Source organism: Spiroplasma endosymbiont of Nomada ruficornis, assembly GCF_964030795.1.
GTDB classification, from domain to species: Bacteria; Bacillota_I; Bacilli_A; order Mycoplasmatales; family VBWQ01; genus Spiroplasma_E; species Spiroplasma_E ixodetis_A.
The window spans coordinates 817,587-835,073 of the sequence record NZ_OZ034962.1; the positions used below are offsets into that span (position 1 = coordinate 817,587).

The window sequence follows — 17,487 nt, forward strand, 5'->3', positions numbered from 1 at the left end:
TAAATTTTCCTTTCTTTTATAAATTATTTTTCTTTTTATAATCTAATAAACTACTTTTTATTGAAGTTTCTTGATTTGTTAATATTGTTTCTTGTTTACCACCTGTATTAATTGGTTCTTTAAATAGTGGTTGTTCTTTAATCATTTTTTTAATAGTTTCTTCAATTTTTGAATTTTCTATATTACTTGTTTTAAATTTTAAAAATTCATAAAATTCTTTTTTAACTTGATATTTTTTAAATATATTAATTATTTCTTTTTCTTTAATTTCTTGATTAAGTTTATTTAACTTATTTTCTAATTCAACAATCTTAATTTCTTGCTCTTGTTGTAAATTATTATTTTCAATTAAAGGTTCAGTATTTTGTTCAACATTAGTTTCATTTTCTAACATTTAAATCACACCTTTATTATTTATTTTCTTTTCCATTAATTTTTTCATTAAGTTTTGCTAATTTTTTTTGATGTTTCATCACTTTATTATTTCTTCTAATATGTTTTGGAGTTGTAATAAATCTTTTAAATCAAACAATTAATTCTCTACAAATTAATGTTCCTACACTTGTTCCAATAATAATTAATTCATGTAAAAATTCTTTCATTTTCAATTATTTCCTTTCAATTATTTATTTTTAATTATTCGTCAAATTGACCATTATTAATTCTTTCAATCATTGATTTTGAATTACTTATAATAGTTACCAATAAAGATATTTCTTTATTTAATTGTTCCATTCTTTCTTTATATGTCTGAATTTCATTGTTATAATATTCAATCAATTTTTCTTTATTCATTAGTTATCATCTCCTTTATAAACTATCATATGTAGTTGGTCTTTCATATAAAACATCACTACTTCCACTATTATTACTAATAGCATCACTATTAATTAATCTTCTTGTTTCATTTGTAAATGATGTTTCTTGCATTTCTTGATTATAATTTGTAGTTTCCATAGGTAATAAATTATGTATAATTTCACTTGCACCAGCAACTATTGTTGGTACTGCATAAGCATTATTAAAATCATTATTTATACCCATAGCTACACCACTTGAAATTAGACATCCACTAGTTGCCATATTACATATTTTTCTTATTACTTCAAATCTATTAGGTATTAGTTCACTTAACCCACCAATTAGATTTGATATACCATAAGTACTTAAACTAATATATGTATCTCAATCCATTTGTTGTTTATTATCATTAGTTAATCATAATGGTCATGGTGGTGTTTCTGTGGTAGTAGTTGTTAATCAAGGTGGTGGTTCAGGATTAGGATTGATTTTTGTAAATTTTGCATAATTAATTAAACCAATAGTTCCTAAACCTAATAATATTTTTTTTACTTGAATTTAATATTTTCTTTTTAGTACTTGGCATTTGATTTAAGTTTCATATATCAATTCCTAACTTTTTACTAAATAATAAAGCATTAATACTTCCTAATACTGGATTACCAATAATTTGACCATAATAAGCACTTGTACCAATCATTGCTGATAATGGACTTATTCCAATTCTTATTATTTTTAATAAAGTATAGTTATTTGATTGTACATTCGTGTCATTTGGCATTTTCATTTACTCCTTCATTTTTTGGTTTAATAAACACTTCAACTCAACCTGTATAGTGAACGTTATCACCAACTAAAATAGCAGTATTTGCATGTGGTTGAGAAACAACTAAATATTCAGCAATAACATTAGGATATTTTCATAAAATAATTGTTTTTATATCATTACTATCTGTTAAATCTTTGGGATTTGGTGAAAATATTTCTATTTTATCTTGACCAAATAAATCTGTTAATTTAGTCATTATCAAATTCACCTTTTTCTATTTTTTCAATTAATAAATTTAAAATATTTTTGTCCAAATCAGAGTTTGTATAATTAATTTTTTTAGTTCATTTAATTATATCTTTCATATATTTAAGTAATTTTTCTTTATTCATTATTTATTCTCCTTATTTAAATAATATCAACCAATTAATAAACTATCTGCTTCATCATGATTTGATATTTTTATATTTCAATTATTTTCTTTAATAATTTCTTCAGCAACATATATACTTAGTTCTTTATCTCAAGGTCTTAATCAAAAAATAGGTGGGTCATAACGTTCATATCATTTCTTTCATTCACTTGGACTTATTAACATATCTTTTGTTAATAATTTATTAAATTGTCCTGCAATAAAACCACGTAAATGTTCTTGATTTTCATAACCAATACCATTTTTTGAATTAAAAGTACCACGTTCAATAATTAAATCCAATTCATTATCATTAACTTTTATATCTCAATAAAATTTTCTTTGTCCATCATATTCTTTTAAATTATAACTTTTAACAAATATTGGTTTTCAATTTCAAAAATCATATTTATCATGTAAATAAACTTTTTTTCATAAAGTAAATCCAGTATTTTTAATACTTGGGTCAATTGAAAGTAAATAATTAGTCATTATCAAATCACCGGTCTTTAATTCTGGTTTTAATTGGTTTATAAACTTCTTCATAATATCCGTTTAAGCGATATGTGTTTTTAAGATATTGCATAAATCTTTCTTTATTAATACAATTTTTATGTCTTGATTTATTAATTTCATCAACTTTATTTCTATGTTCTTTATCACCTTGATAACAATGTTCACATACATTTTCTCAGCAGTTTTTTTCGCAAGTAAATAAATCATGTTTTTTATCACATACACAACAATCTTCACAACATACTTCTTTATTCATTATTTATTCTCCTTTCTATTATTTCTTTCTTGCTTTATTAAGAAATTTATTGAAATAATTTGATTATCACCATCACCTAATTTTTTTAAAAGATATTCATATCTTTTCTTAAAATCTTCACTATCAATATCTCTATCTTGGTAAATTATTTTTTTCAATTTTTTTATTTTATACAAGGTTTTTGGAGAATATATTTCTCCATGCATGCAAAGAAAACATTTCATTATTTATTCTCCTTATTTTCAATTTGATTAGCAATTTCACTTAATATTTTTAATACTTTATATTCATTTTTTAATTCTTTAATAATAAATATTAAAAATATTATTAGTGTTATACTTGTTATTAATATTGGTGCTATTAATAAAATTTCTCATCATATCATTTTTTACTCTTTTCATTTTTTAAATCATTTAACATTAATTGAACAAAATACACGATTTTTAGGAATGTTTAAAGTATTAAAAATTTGACCAGTGACAATAATTTCATCGTTTTTGTTTAATAAAATACATCGGTTATAAAATTTTGGATTATTAAAAATTAAAGTAACATAGTTTAAACCATTTCATTGACCACGAACACTATAATATAATTCTTTATTACCTTTTTCGTAATATTTTGCTTCAATAGTGTTACTTAGTTTTACTGTTAATTTGACATAATTGGCTTTATCTTTCATTTTTATAATTCCTTAAATAGTATTGAATGTGTTTATATGCATCTTGTTCATGTTTTTTTAATTTTATATTTCCTTTATAATTTGTTATTTTATTTTTATTTTTTGGTTGGTTTTCTAGATAATCTCAGTTGAAAACATCTTGTACTAATACCATTAATGAACCAATAATTTTAGGAGTTGCTAATGGATTAGTTAATAATTGTTTTGAACTTAAAAAGAAATTTTCTACAATAACTAATATTTTGTTTTCAAAAAATTGTTCTTTGATTATTGATAATATTCTTTTATAACGATTTTTACTTTCAAAAACATGTGTTGTGTTGAATGTTTCTGTATAAATAATCCTATTTGTTTCATTTGAATATATAACAATTCCATTATTACCAATACCAGCGGGGTCAATCCCAATAATTAAGTCATATTGCATTATTAATCAAATTCACCATTTTTAATTTTTTGATTTAATTGAGATATAAGATTTAATCTTCCATTAAAACAACTTTTTCAAAGTTTAGTTACTTTTTCATCGTCTCTCATTTCTTTATTTCATTCTCATTCATCTTTAAGATATTCAAGTATTTTTTCTTTATTCATATTTATACCTCCTACTTAACCTAATATTTAAAATACAGTCATAACAAATTGCTTTACTATTTTTATCTCTTAAAAAATATTTTCTTGTTTTTATATCATTAGTATTAAAGAATAAATAATCTAATTTATTTTGTTTACATGTTCAACAAAAATACTTTTTCATTATGAGTTGAAATTTCCTTATAAGAAGTAACTATATAATTAATTGGTAAATCATCATGTTTATATGGATTATTTATTTTAAAACCTTTTCTGTTTTCTTCTCACGTAATGTTATATTTAAAACAAGGATTAGTAATTTTAGTTTTGTTATCTGTTATTTCACCCATAAATCAACTATTATGCTGTTCATAAAATGTTAATTGTTCAAGTTTTATATCATTAAGATAATATTCTTTTGGAGCAGTTGGTTTATTAACAGTTATTTTTTGGTCTTTAATATATGGTTCTAATAACTTTATTAATTCATTACCACTTAATTCTTTTTTAATATTTTCTAAATTAAAAACTCAATATGTGCAACTGTTATCAACAATAAAAGAATTATTTTTAATCATTCATTTTGGAAGAGATAATTTATATTCAACATAATCAATAAGAATAGATTGTGGTTTATCTTTAACAATTTGTTCTTTTTTAAATTCTATTTGCATAATAATCCTTTCCTAATATGTTCTGTTGCTTCTAGCATAAAGAACATATATTTTTATTCTTAGATTATTAATAATACTACTATTTGTTTTATTCATTCCAGCAATTCTGGGCTCAAAAATAAATTGTGAAATTTTAAAAAACATTGAGGCATTCGGTTCAATTAAAATATTAATTTGCTAAACGCAAATTAAATAAATATTGAATCGAATGCCTCAATGTTTTTTACAAGTTTGAAATTTATTTTCTCGCCCAAAAATTTTTCAAAAAAAAATAAAAAATAAAACCAACACTTGCTCACTTGGTAGTGGCAAGGTTGGTTAAATAAAGAATAATAGTTGGTCCCCACTCCGGGTCTATATATACTAGTTTCCAATTCGCTCCCACCCCAAGAATTACCATTTCTGGTTAGTATATTTTATTAGGTATCACTCCACTTTTTATTTATCCATGCAAGTCCACATGCTAGCTACTATTTTTAACAACTATGTTGTAGTTCACTTTTTTATTTCCCTAACACGTGTTGATAATAGTGCTAAAGACGGTTATTAAAAATTTTAAAATTTTACAATTACAAAAAAAGACAAGAATTTTATTCTCGTCTTTTGTCATTTATTTTTTAATTTAATAGTTTAAAAAAGAAAGGAGTTATTTTTAAAAATTTTTATTTATCGACATCTTCGGTACGCTCCCAAATTTTGCCACGATCAAAAGTAATAGTTTTAACAATGTTTTTAGGAAGAATTGATAAATAATAACTGACATTTTTATTAATAACTTTAGTAGTTCTGTTTTTAACTAATATTGCTAAAGTCAATCGTGATACTCTTTCAACTAAAGTTATTAAACATGATTTGCTTTTACCTCGTGATGATACTATAGTATCTCCTTCTCAATGACCAAGTGTTATACGATCATTAACATTTATATCTCGTTCTTTAATTGATTTACCATTAAACTTGCCACGATTTTCTTTAGATTTTCGTTTTTTAACTTTTCTTCTTAAATTTTTACTAGTAACTTTATCAAGCATTCCAAAATAAATTCCAGTATAAATTGTTTTAAAACTAATAACTCACTCTTTATGAAAATTTTTAATTCTGCCATAAATTTGTTCAGGTGATCAACCTAATAGTAATTTTTGTTGTACATATTTTACTAAATTCTTATTTTTAAACTTATGCAAACTAATATGTGATTGTTTTCGATTTTCAGCTTTATTTTGTGCAATTAATGAAAAATAATGATTATTATCTTTATTTCTATTAATTTCTCGAATAATAGTACTAATACTTCGATTAAGATTTTTAGCTATTTCACTAATTTTAAATTTAAATTTCAATTGATTCTCAATATAAATCCTTTCATCTATGCCAAGATGTTTATAACTCATATAAAAACTCCTTACTTTTTTCTAAACTAAATTTAGCATTATGAAATTTTTATATGATAATTTTTTGCAATTTTATTTACTTGCACTTACAAGTATAATTCAGCTATCTTTAAAATCAATTTTAAGGCATCAAATTTGCTGCTCGACAAACGATTTAAAATTTTATATAGTTAAGTATTCACAAAAATAATCTTTTATAAAAATAATTTTATCTAATTTTAATTTGGTATTATTAGTATCCATCTCTTCAAGGATGGTTTTTATTTGGTATATAAACCTTTTTAGTTTTTATCAACTCTTCTTTGATAATTGGTTTTGGTGCTATTTCTTTTAATTCATATATTTGATGATTATAACTAAGATATAACTCATTAATAAACGATTTAAGTACAATTACATCAGTTCTAGGTTGTATGTATTGAACTTTGCTATTTTTATAAGGAAAATACTTTTTACCATAATATGTTATAGTTGAACCACTATCCGTTTTTCTTTTAGAAAATCTTGAAAGATAAATATTTATTTCTTCTTGGTTTGGAGCTTTAATCATAGCAGATTTATTATTATCAATAGGTAAGGCAAATTGCTTATTAAAAATACTTATATATATTTTAAGAAATTGATTAGCTTCTTCTAAATTTTTAATTTTATTAAGTCTAAGTTCACTAATTAAGCGACTTTGAAGTGTTCCAAATAAGCGTTCGATTCTACCCTTAGCTTGTGGCATGGAAGTTCTAATAATTTCAACACCTAAATCATTACAATACTTTTGGAATTGAGTATAAGTATCATTTTCCGTGTTTATTTTGCAAGCATCGATTTGTTTTTTATATCCAAAAACTGTTCTATTATCAGTATAAAATGTTTTTGGTATGCCATATTTAGTTAAAATTTGATAAAAAACATTATAATAACCATCTAATGTTTCTTGATGATCAAATCATAGTCCGACAATATTGCCTGTAGCATCATCAATTGCAGCATGTAAAAAAGCTTTTGGTTTATCCTTACCAAATCAATGATGATTACTTGCATCATTTGAATTAATTCACCAAAATTTGTTCTTCGGTTTCTTGTAGGATGCAAGTTATTTTTCTTATTTTTATGTCTTTTTGGTGAAGTAATTTTTTCTTTAATTAATATAGTATAAAGTGTACTATATGAAATTTTAATTTTTTCTTCATTGTTTAATTTCTCATGAAAATGTTGAAAATTAAAATTATAATATTTGGTTTTATATAAATTTATAATCTTAATTTTGATTTCAAAATTTGTTGTTTTATTAGAAATTTTATTTCGGGATTTATGAATAAAACCAACTTTACCTTCTCTATTGAAAATTTGAATTAATTGGTTAATTCTTCTAATAGTTAGGTTAAGTTTATTCTTAGCTTGATGTTTAGATAATTTATTAATAATAATGTCATTTATAATATTAAACTTATATTTTTCTTTCATAGTCATGCTTCTTTCCATATTTATCACCAAGTATATTTAACTTTACTTTTGGGAAATTTTTGCTCGATAACTAATAGGAAATTATCACTAAATAATGACAATAATAAATTATATATTGCAAAAGTTTTAAAATATGTTAGTATTAACAAAAATATTTATTTAATATAAGTTTTAATTTAACTCATTACTTTAATTTTAAGGTAAATGAGTTTTTTTGTTAGGAGAAATATAAAATGGCACTTAAAAATGAATTTTTAAAAAATGAAAAAAACTCACAAAGTAATACTGATAATGATATTATTAGATATGATAGGGATTTTGATTATTTAATTAATAAAGGTGTTCCCTTAGATATGCAAAATCAAAATAAAGAAACATTATTACATATCGCTGTTTGAAAAGGGCAAATAAGAAGTGTTAAAAAGCTGATTTCACTTGGTGCAAAATTAGATATTGAAGATATAGATGGTAATACCCCTTTACATTTGGCAGTTATAAAACAAGATATTGAAATGGTAAAACTACTCATTAAAGCAAGTGGTATTAATACTAGTATAGATATTAAAAATAAAAATGGTGATACTCCTTTAGAAATTGGCGAAAAGAAGGATCATAAAGAAATAGTATTTATAATTTCTTTATTATTATCATTATTTAGTTTTGAAAATATAAATAGTGCTAATAGAGAATTATATAAGCAATTTACAAGTAAATTAGAGGAACTTGAAAAATTAGAATATTCAATTTTTGTTAGAAATTCATTCAATAATGAATTTAAAAGTTGTATTGATAACTTATCAAAATTAGAAAAAGACATTGATGCTTTAGTAATTGAACGTAAAGCATTAGAAAATGCAAGAAAAAGTAGAAAATGATTAAACATTTTAACATTTGGTTTTTACAAGAGAAAAATTACTAAAAAATTAATTAATTATTTTGAAATTAACTTTAAAAAAGTTGTGCAATTATCAACAGAAAGAGATAAGATAAAAAATCATATTCAAGAACTTGCAAGAATGATTGATAAAGAAAAAAAATTACGAACAGAAAATGAAGTATTAAGAAATGAAACTAAACAATTAAAAAAAGAGTTACAAAGTAAGGAAAAAAAATTGCAAGATATGAACGAAAAATCTGAAAAAATAAAGCAAAAAATAGATAAAAATAAGACTAAGATTAAAGAATTGGAACAAATTTTAGAAAAAAATGAAGAGAGAATTAAAGAATTAGATTTTGAAAATAACGAATATAAAAAAGTTCAAAATGAACGTAATGAAAAAAATGTTAGTAAGTTTACAACTTTAGATAATATGCTAAGAGCCAAGGAACAAGAAATTGATTTTTTTAAAGAAAAAATTAGTATTTTAATAAGAGAAAATGCAATTTTAGAAAAAAAACTAAGAAATGTAAGTTTTGATGATTCCGGTATTGATTTAGATGAAGAAGTTAGTCCTTTTGACGCAAATAAAGTGAATAAAAATGAACCATTAGCATCATCAAGTACAGCTTCTGAAAAGAAATTAGTTGCATAATTTAAATAAAAAACACTTTCAAGGGTGTTTTTTATTTTTATACTTTGAATCTGTTTTTTTGTTTGTACTTATATACAAAATTTTTTCATTTTATATAATCGTCCTTCTCTGCCACTATCAGGTCCAAGTCTTGTTCCAATAAAAATGCTAAATTGTAAAGGTAAGTGCAACTAAATTATTTTTCTATCCAAATATTCGATTGGTGAAAGATAATTTAGTATTTTTCTCGGTCTTGGATTTAAAGACAATATAAATTTATGAACTTAATTTTTATTAGTTTTTGAAAAAATAAATTTTTTAGGAAATTTTTCTCTAATTAAACCATTAGTATTTTCATTAGTACCTCTTTGTCAAGGTGAATATGGATTGGCAAAATAAATTTTTACATCTAAATTTTTTTCAAGTTGTTGTCAATTTGAAAATTCTTTGCCACGATCAAAAGTAATAGTTTTAACAATGTTTTTAGGAAGAATTGATAAATAATAACTGACATTTTTATTAATAACTTTAGTAGTTCTGTTTTTAACTAATATTGCTAAAGTAAATCGTGATACTCTTTCAACTAAAGTTATTAAACATGATTTGCTTTTACCTCGTGATGATACTATAGTATCTCCTTCTCAATGACCAAGTGTTATACGATCATTAACATTTATATCTCGTTCTTTAATTGATTTACCATTAAACTTGCCACGATTTTCTTTAGATTTTCGTTTTTTACCTTTTCTTCTTAAATTTTTACTAGTAACTTTATCAAGCATTCCAAAATAAATTCAAGTATAAATTGTTTTAAAACTAATAACTCACTCTTTATGAAAATTTTTAATTCTGCCATAAATTTGTTCAGGTGATCAACCTAATAGTAATTTTTGTTGTACATATTTTACTAAATTCTTATTTTTAAACTTATGAAAACTAATATGTGATTGTTTTCGATTTTCAGCTTTATTTTGTGCAATTAATGAAAAATAATGATTATTATCTTTATTTCTATTAATTTCTCGAATAATAGTACTAATACTTCGATTAAGATTTAGCTATTTCACTAATTTTAAATTTAAATTTAAATTGATTCTCAATATAAATCCTTTCATCTATGCCAAGATGTTTATAACTCATATAAAAACGCCTTACTTTTTTCTAAACTAAATTTAGCATTATGAAATTTTTATATGAGAATTTTTTGCAATTTTATTTACTTGCACTTACAAGTATAATTCAGCTAATAATGAAAATCTTTTAAAAGTTTTTCATAACTAAAAAGTTTTTCATTATTATTAACTTCAGTTTTAACTTTTTCAAAAAATAATTTTTTTGATTTATGTTTTTTTGAAAAATAACAATTTAGTTTATTTTTAGATTTTTTTGGACAATCTTCTATATTTTCTTCAAACAAATTTATTTCTTTGAAAAGATCAAAGTTTTTTTTCAATTTTTCAGTTTTAACTTTATCTTGACATTTATCAAGTAATTTTTTAAACTTTAAAGGATTTGAAACTACATTTGAAAAACTTTCAACGATTGCATAGTTATTTATTACATTTTCATAAATTCTTGGAGTAGAATTTTGTTCATTAATTAAAGTTTTGTAATCATTATCATTAAAATCACAATTTTTTTTTGCTTTTTTAATAAAATCATCAGTTAAAAGTATTAATAAACCATTTTTTCCCCTTCGATGAAGACTACCATATATTGATAATGAAGATGCCATTTCTCAATCAATATGTTTTCTACATTTTGTATGTTTTCCTAAAATAACTACAGTAGTATCTGAATCTTTTAAATACTCTTCTCTAATAGTTTTAAATATCTTTTTAGGAGGCAATTGCGGATCAATATCACCTAGTTTTACAGATACGTCTTTCACTTCAAAATATTCTCCATAACATTGCGAAATTAATTCTGATAATTCATCCTTTGCTTTTTGTTCTCTTAAATGATGATATGAAATAAAAATTTTTAACATTATTCATTAACCTCTTTTTTAAAATTTTAAAAATATTTTTTATAAACTTTAATAAGTTTATACTTTATTATAAAATAATACTCACTAAAAGTAATATTTTTAACTTTTAAGTTTTATAAAATCTTATTATTAAAATAAAGTAAATATTATACAAATTTCAAGTAATTACTAGTATAATGATTTAAGAATAAAAAAGAATAATTAGTACAAATAAAACTTGTTATTTTAAAGGAGAATAATATACATGAATAAAAACTATAAAGATACATTATTAATTCCTCAAACTAACTTTGAAATGCGTGCTAATTTAACTATAAAAGAACCACAACTACAAAAATATTGACAAGACCAAAAAATATATCAACAACTAATTAACAAAAATAAAAAATCTACGAAAACTTTTATTCTTCATGATGGACCTCCATATGCTAATGGTGATCTACATTTAGGACATGCATTAAATAAAATTTTAAAAGATATTATTGTTCGCTATTATAATAGTAGCAATTATTATGCACCCTATATTGCAGGTTGAGATACGCATGGTTTACCTATTGAAACAGCAGTTACTAACTCGGGAATTAATCGTAAAACAATAGCAGTATCAGATTTTAGAAAACAATGTCAAAAATATGCAGAACTGCAAGTTGCTAATCAAATTAATCAATTTAAAACATTAGGATTATTAACAGATTTTGAAGATCATTATGTTACTTATGATAAAAAATATGAATCTGAACAAATTAAAGTTTTTGCTAAAATGGTAGAAAAAAAACTAGTATATCGTAATTTATATCCTGTATATTGATCACCATCAAGCGAAAGTGCCTTAGCTGAAGTTGAAGTTGAATATTTAACAAAAACTAGTGCTGCTATTTATGTTGCCTTTTTACTAAATGATGAAAAAAAAATATTTAACTTACCTACCTCACTAATAATTTGAACAACAACACCATGAACCATTCCTAGCAATCAAATGTTAGCAGTAAATGAAGAATTTACATATAGTATTATTAAAACTAATGAACAACAATATATTATTGCACAACCATTGATGGATTCTTTTACTAAAGCAAACAACATCACCGATTTTATAATTGTTAAAACAATTTCTGGTAAAGATTTAATTGGATTAACAGCATTACATCCATTATATCAAAGAAAAACTCCAATCGTTCATGGTTCTCATGTTACTATAAATGATGGAACTGGAATTGTTCACACTGCTCCAGCGTTTGGTGAAGAAGATTTTGATTTAGGATTAAAACATAATATCAAAATTCTTTGTCCAATTAATGATCAAGGTCAATTTACAGCAGAAATCAATGATGAACAATTAGTCAATAAATTTTATGATGATACTAATAAAATTATTGTTGAGCGCTTAAAAAATAATGGTACATTAATTGGTATGAAATGATTTAAACATCAATATCCACATGATTGACGAACTAAAAAACCCGTTATTTATCGTGCCACTTTACAATGATTTATAGCTATTGAAAAAATCAAACCATTACTTACTAAAAATATTAATAAAGTAAATTTTGTTCCTGAATGAGCAAAAAAAAGAATGTTATTAATGACAAATAATCGCTATGATTGATGCATTTCTCGTCAACGTGCTTGAGGATTACCAATTCCAATTTTTTACACCGAAAAAAAAGAACCAATCATGGATATAAACCTTATTAATCATGTTGCTGATTTATTTGCTAAACATGGTTCAAATATTTGATTCGAAAAAGAAGCAAAAGATTTATTACCACCTAAATATCAACATAAAGATAGTCCAAATGGTATTTTTTATAAAGAACAAGACATCATGGATGTTTGATATGATAGTGGCGTTTCCCACTTAGCAGTTATTAAAAATAATAATTTACCTTGACCAGCAGATTTATATTTGGAGGGTAATGATCAATTTCGTGGTTGATTTAATTCAAGTTTAACAACAGGAACTATTACTAATAATAGTAGTCCCTATAAAAACTTGCTGGCACATGGTTTTGTAACTGACGCTAAAGGCAATAAAATGTCAAAATCAATTGGTAATGTTATTAGTGTTAAATCAATTTGTGATACTAATGGTGCTGATATTTTACGATTATGAGTAGCCAGTGTTGATTTTACTGATGATACAAGAATTGGTACTGAAATTTTAAAACAAGTTAGTGAAAACTATCGTAAAATCAGAAATATTTTTCGTTTCTTACTAGGTAATTTATTTGATTTAGATATCAAAACTATTGAAAATAAAACAGAAGAAGAAATTATTAATAGTTTATCAGAAGTTGATCAATATATTTTAAATAAATTAAACGGATTAGTGACTAAAATTAATGAAAATTATCAAACTTATCAATTTAATACTATCTATCATTTAATTTTAAATTTTGTTACTAATGATTTGTCTGCTTTTTATTGTGATTTTACTAAAGATATTTTATATGTTAATAGCAAAAATGATATTAGAAGAAAACAAGTACAAATGACAATATTTTTAATAGTAAAAACTTTAATTGGTTTATTAGCCCCTATTTTACCACACACTACTGAAGAAGCATTCCAAAGTTTAACTAAAAAAGATTTAAACAAAAGCAGTGATTCTATTCATTTAAAAAAATTTCCACAACCATGAAATTTAAACAAACCAACAAAACTAATGGAAAAATGAGAATATTTTATTAACTTTAAAAATGAAGTTAATAAAGTTATTGAACAAGCTAAAAAAGACAAAATTGTTAAAACAGCCTTAGAAACAATAGTGACTATTATTTTTAAAGATAATCATAATATCTTATCAACAATTGATGAAAAAGAATTAGCACAATTATTAATTGTTAGTGAAGTTAATATTAATTATAATAATAGCAACGTTAATGACTGAACTATTAATGTTAAAACAAAAGAGGGTACTAAATGTCCTCGCTGTTGATTAATTGTTAATGAAACAAAAGAAGATGTTTGTAATCGTTGTTTTGAAGTGTTATCCTTAATAATGTAAATAACTAATATTAGTTTAGAAAGAAGTAATTATGGAATTTTCTTGATTAGCAATTAAAAATCATTTAAAAACACGTGATTGAAAATGATTAACTAAAATAATTTGTTTTTGTGCAATTATTATTCTAATTGTCACTGATCAAATGATAAAATTAGCAGTACAAAATGGAATAAAAGTTGGTGAAGAATATAAATTCATACCCGGATTTATTAATTTAAAATTTATTATTAATTATGGTTCTGCTTTTAGTTTTTTTCAAAATCAAAAAATCTTTCTAATAACTTTTGCTTTTCTAGTAGCAATTGCTAGTAGCACCTGACTATTATTTACTAAATCTATTAACAGAGCACTAGGTCTCAGTTTTGTTATTGCAGGAACAATCGGTAATTTAACCGATAGATTTTTACATAATGGTGGTGTTATTGACTTTTTATTATGACAACTATTCCCACCATATACTATTTTTAATACTGCGGATATATTTATTACCATTGGTATCACAATTATTATTCTACAAATAATTATTGGAACCATAATTAATGCCTATCAAGAAAAGTTTGGAGAACACAATAATGAAGTCAACAACGGAACATTCACAACAATCATCAATGATAGAAAATCAAAAGATGATAAAACTAACATATCATGAAAACAAAAATATCCGCATCGACAAATATTTAGCAATGGTATTAACAGAACATCATTATTCACGAAATTTTATCCAAAATTTAATCACTAATGGGCAAGTAATAGTTAATAATAAAACTATTTCATCAGCTAACTTATTATTAAAAAATAATGATGAAATAAATATTATTATTAAAAATGAAAAAGAGAACACTTTAAAAGCAACTGCAATTGATTTTGAAATAATTTATGAGGATAATGAAATTCTTGTTATTAACAAACCTAATAATTTGGTTGTCCACCCAGGAGCAGGTAATTGAGATAATACTTTAGTTAACGGATTATTATTCCAATCTAAAATTGAAAATATTGATGAAAATAATTTACGTCCAGGTATTGTTCATCGTATTGACAAACAAACGACAGGGTTATTATTAGTAGCTAAAAATAAAATTAGTCATCATATTTTAGCAGAACAATTACAAAAACATGAAATTAAACGAATTTATATTGCATTAGTTCATGGTACAATTAAAGGTAGATCAGGAACCATTAAAGCGCCTATTGCTAGAAGCAATAATAATCGTCTAAAAATGATGGTCAATGAACAAAATAGTAAGAAAGCAACTACTCATTTTACAGTTATTGAGCGATTTAAAGACTATACTTTAGTTCAATGTCAATTAGAAACTGGTCGAACACACCAAATTCGTGTTCATTTTGAGTGAATTGAACATCCAATTGTAAATGACCCTTTATACAGCAAGTGTAAATTGGAAAATGCTAATATTGGACAATACTTACATGCTAAAGTCATTACTTTTACTCATCCCACAACTAAAAAAGTTATGACTTTTGAATGTAATTTACCTGATTTTTTTGAAAATAAATTACAATTATTACGAAAGGAAAGTGTTAAATAATGGATGATAATATTCTAGATATTTTAGGTTTACAATTAGTTGATTATTTTATTAGTCATCAAGATTATCGACCATTTAATGTTCCTAAAGAATTAAAACTACATGTTAAAGGTGAAGTATATCTAACTAATAAAGATAGTAATACTTATCATATCATTAAAATTATTAAAGAAAATAATTTTAATCCTCACCATTTAAAAAATAAAGATGAAGTTTATGAAATTTTACATAAACAATTAGCAGATGAAGGTGTTAAAGATATTCGTTATTTAATGGTTATTTTAAATGATGATAACCAAAACGAAAATCGAATGTCACCAGCGGTTGATGTTATTATTGCTACTAGTGACAAAATTGTTCAAGAATTATCTAAATTTTATCCTAGTATTACTAAATTTATTAAGGTAGACTTACCCCAACTTGAAACTGAAACCGAAAATAATGAAGAGACTAATGAAGATAATAGTACTGGAACTTTAAGTGATAATTGAAAAAAAGTTAATTTTCAAAACCGTCGTTACTTAAGCGAAACATTAAAAAAATGTACTAATGCTAATTTGGCAGTTACCTGATTTCTTTTTATAATTCCTATTATTACACTTGTTGTTTTTCTAGTAATTATAAACCTTAGTCAAGATGATTGATTAGCATTAGATTATAAACAACAACATTTGCTTTTTGGTGCCAATTATCATAACTTAATATTTGGTGCTTATCAATATTGAAGGTGATTAATTTATCCATTTGCTGGTAATGATATAAATCCTTCAGCTCCTATTAATTTAATATTTTCACTTTGAATGTTTTATCGTGTTGGTAGATTTGTTGAAGGATTTTATGGATGATGAAAAGCAATTTTCATTTGAATTGGTGCAATGATTCTAACCGGTATTTTACAAAGTGTTGTTGATAATATTAATATCATGTCAGGATTTTGAGTTTTTCCTGTAATTTCATTAGGAGCAATGTTACCTTTCATTTGAAATTATAAATTATTTAAAACTCCAATTATGAGTCGTTTCTTTACAACTATTTTATTAATGTTAATATTTTGATTTATAACTGATCAACAAGTAGTGACATTATTATATTGAATGATTGCTTTTGTCACAGGATGATTATTTGCTTCTTTAATCGGATATCATAATCGTAAAATAACTGTGTATTATGCTTTTAGTCCAATGGCTATTGGTTCATTAGTATTATTTGCTGGTTTACTTTGAGGTTTAAATAATTATTATCCTGTTGATGATAATAATTATACTTTAGAAGTATTAAAACAATATCAAAAACTTGGTCTAATTAGTCAAAGTACTATTAATAGTATTATGCTTAATTACTTTCACATACAAGTATAAAAAAAAGTAGGATTTTTCCTACTTTTTTTTATAAATAAAATTCTATATTTTTAATGCATCAAATAAATACTTTTCTTCCTCTTTTGTAAGAAGATTAGTATTAATAACTATCTGTCTACTATTAATATCAATAATTTTAAAATCTATAGCAATATATGAATAATTATTAAAATTAATTTTTAATCTTTCCGATCATTCAATTATCATAAAATTATTCATCATTATTTCATAATATTCTTCTAAATGAGGATTAATTAAACGATAAGCATCCATATGAATTAAATTTCATTCATATTTAGTTTGATACTTATTTCAAATAATAAAAGTTGGTGAATTAATAATATTTTTAACTCCAAGTAAATTACCAATTAATTTAGTAATTTGCGTTTTACCACTACCAAGCGGACCATTTAATAATAAAATTAAATTTGGTTTAGCAATTTTAGCAATTATTTTAGCAAGAGTATTAGTGTCATCTAAATTTTTTAATATATATACATTTTTTTTCATAATAACCTTCTTTGATAATTATTTTATAC

The 17,487-nt window shown here is 23.3% G+C and carries 25 protein-coding genes and 1 pseudogene; 5 read left to right on the forward strand and 21 right to left on the reverse strand.

The annotated features are described in order from the left end of the window. Positions 1 to 16: 16 nt before the first annotated feature. From AAHM79_RS04985 to AAHM79_RS09640, 18 genes and pseudogenes are all read right to left on the reverse strand, one after another. Positions 17 to 394, reverse strand: coding sequence for a hypothetical protein (locus AAHM79_RS04985; RefSeq protein ID WP_342257219.1), 378 nt, complete (start codon positions 392 to 394; stop codon positions 17 to 19). A 16-nt stretch (positions 395 to 410) separates the two neighbouring features. After that, positions 411 to 602, reverse strand: coding sequence for a hypothetical protein (locus tag AAHM79_RS04990; RefSeq protein WP_338957816.1), 192 nt, complete (start codon positions 600 to 602; stop codon positions 411 to 413). Between the two features lie 34 nt (positions 603 to 636). Further along, positions 637 to 795: a hypothetical protein gene (locus AAHM79_RS04995; RefSeq protein ID WP_338957552.1), complete on the reverse strand. Its 159-nt coding sequence runs from the start codon at positions 793 to 795 to the stop codon at positions 637 to 639. Positions 796 to 810: 15 nt separating this feature from the next. Then, complete coding sequence (locus tag AAHM79_RS05000; protein ID WP_342257220.1) at positions 811 to 1,194, reverse strand: hypothetical protein; 384 nt, start codon at positions 1,192 to 1,194, stop codon at positions 811 to 813. Positions 1,195 to 1,309: 115 nt separating this feature from the next. Beyond that, positions 1,310 to 1,582 (reverse strand): hypothetical protein, encoded by a 273-nt coding sequence (locus AAHM79_RS05005; RefSeq protein ID WP_342257221.1) that lies wholly within the window; start codon positions 1,580 to 1,582, stop codon positions 1,310 to 1,312. After that, a complete protein-coding gene (locus AAHM79_RS05010) occupies positions 1,551 to 1,826 on the reverse strand; it encodes a hypothetical protein (RefSeq protein WP_342257222.1) in 276 nt (91 codons plus the stop codon). Before AAHM79_RS05010 ends, AAHM79_RS05005 begins: the two co-directional genes overlap by 32 nt. Continuing rightward, the gene (locus AAHM79_RS05015; protein ID WP_338957559.1) at positions 1,819 to 1,962 is read right to left on the reverse strand and encodes a hypothetical protein; all 144 of its coding nucleotides are present in this window, start codon (positions 1,960 to 1,962) and stop codon (positions 1,819 to 1,821) included. Before AAHM79_RS05015 ends, AAHM79_RS05010 begins: the two co-directional genes overlap by 8 nt. Continuing rightward, on the reverse strand, positions 1,962 to 2,528 hold the full coding sequence (locus tag AAHM79_RS05020; protein WP_342257223.1) for a hypothetical protein: 567 nt from the start codon (positions 2,526 to 2,528) through the stop codon (positions 1,962 to 1,964). The genes AAHM79_RS05015 and AAHM79_RS05020 overlap by 1 nt, the downstream gene beginning before the upstream one ends. Next, positions 2,467 to 2,754 carry a hypothetical protein gene (locus AAHM79_RS05025; protein ID WP_338957561.1) on the reverse strand — a complete coding sequence of 96 codons (288 nt, stop codon included), beginning with the start codon at positions 2,752 to 2,754 and terminating at the stop codon, positions 2,467 to 2,469. The genes AAHM79_RS05020 and AAHM79_RS05025 overlap by 62 nt, the downstream gene beginning before the upstream one ends. Continuing rightward, positions 2,754 to 2,960: a hypothetical protein gene (locus AAHM79_RS05030; protein ID WP_342257224.1), complete on the reverse strand. Its 207-nt coding sequence runs from the start codon at positions 2,958 to 2,960 to the stop codon at positions 2,754 to 2,756. The genes AAHM79_RS05025 and AAHM79_RS05030 overlap by 1 nt, the downstream gene beginning before the upstream one ends. Positions 2,961 to 2,977: 17 nt before the next feature. After that, positions 2,978 to 3,139 (reverse strand): hypothetical protein, encoded by a 162-nt coding sequence (locus AAHM79_RS05035; protein WP_338957563.1) that lies wholly within the window; start codon positions 3,137 to 3,139, stop codon positions 2,978 to 2,980. 3 nt (positions 3,140 to 3,142) lie between these two features. After that, a complete protein-coding gene (locus AAHM79_RS05040) occupies positions 3,143 to 3,436 on the reverse strand; it encodes a hypothetical protein (protein WP_338957564.1) in 294 nt (97 codons plus the stop codon). Beyond that, positions 3,426 to 3,863, reverse strand: coding sequence for a hypothetical protein (locus AAHM79_RS05045; RefSeq protein WP_342257225.1), 438 nt, complete (start codon positions 3,861 to 3,863; stop codon positions 3,426 to 3,428). The genes AAHM79_RS05040 and AAHM79_RS05045 overlap by 11 nt, the downstream gene beginning before the upstream one ends. 2 nt (positions 3,864 to 3,865) lie before the next feature. After that, positions 3,866 to 4,030 carry a hypothetical protein gene (locus tag AAHM79_RS05050; protein WP_338957566.1) on the reverse strand — a complete coding sequence of 55 codons (165 nt, stop codon included), beginning with the start codon at positions 4,028 to 4,030 and terminating at the stop codon, positions 3,866 to 3,868. Between the two features lie 134 nt (positions 4,031 to 4,164). Beyond that, positions 4,165 to 4,683 (reverse strand): hypothetical protein, encoded by a 519-nt coding sequence (locus AAHM79_RS05055; RefSeq protein WP_342257226.1) that lies wholly within the window; start codon positions 4,681 to 4,683, stop codon positions 4,165 to 4,167. 12 nt (positions 4,684 to 4,695) lie between these two features. Next, positions 4,696 to 4,827: a hypothetical protein gene (locus tag AAHM79_RS05060; protein ID WP_338958910.1), complete on the reverse strand. Its 132-nt coding sequence runs from the start codon at positions 4,825 to 4,827 to the stop codon at positions 4,696 to 4,698. A gap of 518 nt (positions 4,828 to 5,345) precedes the next feature. Then, a complete protein-coding gene (locus AAHM79_RS05065) occupies positions 5,346 to 6,074 on the reverse strand; it encodes an IS30 family transposase (protein WP_342257227.1) in 729 nt (242 codons plus the stop codon). A 232-nt stretch (positions 6,075 to 6,306) separates the two neighbouring features. Then, a pseudogene (locus tag AAHM79_RS09640) lies at positions 6,307 to 7,550 on the reverse strand (ISNCY family transposase). Between the two features lie 215 nt (positions 7,551 to 7,765). Here AAHM79_RS09640 and AAHM79_RS05080 point away from each other — a divergent pair. Continuing rightward, positions 7,766 to 9,064: an ankyrin repeat domain-containing protein gene (locus AAHM79_RS05080; RefSeq protein ID WP_342257230.1), complete on the forward strand. Its 1,299-nt coding sequence runs from the start codon at positions 7,766 to 7,768 to the stop codon at positions 9,062 to 9,064. 263 nt (positions 9,065 to 9,327) lie between these two features. Here AAHM79_RS05080 and AAHM79_RS05085 read toward each other — a convergent pair whose 3' ends face one another. Together AAHM79_RS05085 and AAHM79_RS05090 are read right to left on the reverse strand one after the other, a co-directional pair. Further along, entirely contained in the window at positions 9,328 to 10,083 is a 756-nt protein-coding gene (locus AAHM79_RS05085; RefSeq protein WP_342258237.1) for an IS30 family transposase, read from the reverse strand. A 203-nt stretch (positions 10,084 to 10,286) separates the two neighbouring features. Then, positions 10,287 to 11,033 (reverse strand): TIR domain-containing protein, encoded by a 747-nt coding sequence (locus AAHM79_RS05090; protein WP_342257231.1) that lies wholly within the window; start codon positions 11,031 to 11,033, stop codon positions 10,287 to 10,289. 244 nt (positions 11,034 to 11,277) lie between these two features. On the opposite strand from AAHM79_RS05090, the gene ileS reads away from it, so the two are divergent. Genes ileS through AAHM79_RS05110 form a run of 4 tightly spaced genes read left to right on the forward strand, consistent with a single transcriptional unit; the run spans position 11,278 to position 16,948 of the window. After that, entirely contained in the window at positions 11,278 to 14,040 is a 2,763-nt protein-coding gene (gene ileS / locus AAHM79_RS05095) for an isoleucine--tRNA ligase (RefSeq protein WP_342257232.1), read from the forward strand. A gap of 31 nt (positions 14,041 to 14,071) precedes the next feature. Next, positions 14,072 to 14,779 (forward strand): signal peptidase II, encoded by a 708-nt coding sequence (lspA, locus tag AAHM79_RS05100; RefSeq protein ID WP_338959421.1) that lies wholly within the window; start codon positions 14,072 to 14,074, stop codon positions 14,777 to 14,779. Next, positions 14,724 to 15,590 (forward strand): RluA family pseudouridine synthase, encoded by an 867-nt coding sequence (locus AAHM79_RS05105; protein ID WP_342257233.1) that lies wholly within the window; start codon positions 14,724 to 14,726, stop codon positions 15,588 to 15,590. Before lspA ends, AAHM79_RS05105 begins: the two co-directional genes overlap by 56 nt. Continuing rightward, on the forward strand, positions 15,590 to 16,948 hold the full coding sequence (locus AAHM79_RS05110; protein WP_342257234.1) for a hypothetical protein: 1,359 nt from the start codon (positions 15,590 to 15,592) through the stop codon (positions 16,946 to 16,948). The genes AAHM79_RS05105 and AAHM79_RS05110 overlap by 1 nt, the downstream gene beginning before the upstream one ends. A gap of 42 nt (positions 16,949 to 16,990) precedes the next feature. On the opposite strand, the gene tsaE is transcribed toward AAHM79_RS05110, so the two are convergent. Further along, positions 16,991 to 17,458, reverse strand: coding sequence for a tRNA (adenosine(37)-N6)-threonylcarbamoyltransferase complex ATPase subunit type 1 TsaE (tsaE, locus tag AAHM79_RS05115; protein ID WP_342257235.1), 468 nt, complete (start codon positions 17,456 to 17,458; stop codon positions 16,991 to 16,993). Positions 17,459 to 17,487: the final 29 nt, after the last annotated feature.